This is a genomic window from Ideonella azotifigens, from assembly GCF_006519715.1.
In the GTDB taxonomy this organism is placed as follows: domain Bacteria; phylum Pseudomonadota; class Gammaproteobacteria; order Burkholderiales; family Burkholderiaceae_C; genus Ideonella; species Ideonella azotifigens.
In genome coordinates this window covers 1-1,996 of record NZ_VIDT01000861.1, presented here as the reverse complement: position 1 = coordinate 1,996, position 1,996 = coordinate 1, and the positions used below count along the sequence as shown (strand labels likewise).

The 1,996-nt window shown below is 69.7% G+C and carries 2 protein-coding genes; both read right to left on the bottom strand.

The genetic code is table 11. The features are described 5' to 3' along the window. Nucleotides 1-64: 64 nt before the first annotated feature. Nucleotides 65-1,594 carry an alpha/beta hydrolase gene (locus FKP22_RS28550; RefSeq protein ID WP_170201156.1) on the bottom strand — a complete coding sequence of 510 codons (1,530 nt, stop codon included), beginning with the start codon at nt 1,592-1,594 and terminating at the stop codon, nt 65-67. 167 nt (nt 1,595-1,761) lie between these two features. Further along, nucleotides 1,762-1,996, bottom strand: a 235-nt coding sequence (locus FKP22_RS28545; protein ID WP_141291492.1) for a helix-turn-helix domain-containing protein, incomplete at its 5' end; no start/stop codon positions are given.

Here is a 1,996-nt window from a genome sequence, read left to right as displayed (position 1 = left end):
CGCCTTCCCGCCCCCCACGCGCAAGACGCCGCTGGCGATGGTGTGAGGCCCAGGGCCGAGCGAGTCAGCTCTGCGGCGCGCTCGGTGGGGCAAAGCCGGGCTTCACGAATCGCACCGGGTCCAGCGCGATCTCGGCCGGCAGGCCCTGCGTTTCGCCGGTGCGCAGGAAGGCCTGGACCTTCGCCGCCATCTCCGGCCGGCTGCGCAGCAGCGCGAAGGGGCCGTTGTGCTGCGCGCGGTGCACGATCACCGTGCGGCTGTTGGGGAAGTAAGGCCCCATGGCCAGGGTGTTCTCCATCGGCGTGGAAAGGTCCCAGTCGCCCTGCACGAAGAGCACGGGCGTGGTGTCCAGCACTGGGTGGCGGAAGGCGTCGCCCGCGTCCGGCGTGGCCCACTCGCCCTGGGTGGCCAGGTAGGCCGCGAAATTCCAGGCGCCGATGATGGGCAGGGCCGGGTCGCTCCACAGCAGGCGCTTGCGCTCGGCGCTCATGTCCAGCCCGATGTTGACCAGGGGGTTGATGAGCGCACGCTCGCCGGCCCGGCGCCAATCCAGCGCCTCGCGCGCCCAGCCTTCATGCCGACCGTGGTAGGCCGAAATCACGAATTCAGGAAAGCGGCTGGCATCGCCTGCGCGCTCCACCAGTGCCTGCTGGTAGTCGCCTCGGCCCAGCGTAATGTCTTGCGCCCCACCGTCTTCGCTGCGCAGGTTCACCACCACCGTCTGCCCGGGCGCAAAGCGTTGGGCCAGCGTGGCCTGGATCGCGGCGATCAGGCCACCTGGCGGCAGGTAAGGCTTCAGCGCCGGGTCTTCGTCGGCCTCCAGTGCGATGCGCTGCATCGCGGCGAACACATGCGAAGGCAGGTCGTAGCCGTGGTCCAGCGGCTCGGCGGCAGAGATCACGGCCCGCGCCGCCAGGCCCGGGTGCCGCTTCATCACCGCAAAAGCCCACTGCGATCCGAAACTGGCCGCCACCAGGCTGATCTGCCGGTAACCCAGCGCCTGGCGCAGGTCGTTCACGTCGTCTGCCATCTGCGTGATGCTGTAGCCCGAGAGATCCGCCTGCGGATAGGCCGCCTGCGCGCCGCGGGCGAGCGCACGCGTGGCCTCGATGTCCCGCTCGATGGTGGCAGGTTGGTCCAGCGGCTCTGGCGGCGTGGTCAGGTTCATCAGGTCGCCCCGCAGCGTGTAGCCGCGCTGCTCGATCACGACCAGATCGGCCACCTCCGCATAGGCCTGCCAGGCCTTCACTCGCCGTTTGGCCGCATCGTCCTGGTCGAGCACGATGTCCAGCATCGTCACGCCGGGCCCGCCTGCGAGCAGGAAGATGGGCGGGGCCTGCGTGGGCCGCGAGGCCTTCACCCGCGCGAAGCCGATCGAGATCAGCCGCGAGCCGGGCTTGTCGCGGTTCTCCGGCACGTGCAGCGTGCCGATTTCGTAAGGCATGGCCGAGCCATCGTTGGCCGTTGCCACACCGGGGCTGAGCAGGATTTCGCCCGCGTGGCGTTCAGGCGCAGCCGCAGCCGCCAGGCACAGCGGCGGCATGGTCAGGCCAACAAGCAAGGCGAGCAGCCGCCAAGGCGCAAGCTGAGGCATGGACGAACCCATCGAATTGAAGCGCCACGGCCCATGGCTGCAAGGCCAGTCGGAAACGGGCTCGATGAAGGCAGTCTAGCCTGCACGGCGACCGACCCGGCATGCACCGTGTGCGCATTGCCCCGCCGAACCCGACGCCGCTGGCGATGGTGCGAGTGGTCATCCGCTCAGGCCTGCGTCTTCACATAGGCGGCCGGTGCCTGGCCGACCATGCGCTTGAAGTCGCGCACGAAGTGGGCCTGGTCGAAGTAGCCCAGGCGCAGCGCCAGCTCGGCGTCCGGCCTGGCCTGGCCGCCTTGCAGCAGCGCCAGCGCCTCGTGCAACCGGTAGCGGGCAATCACCCACTTGGGGCCGATGCCGACGTGGAGGCCGAACAGGCGCTGCAACTGGCGCACGCCGATG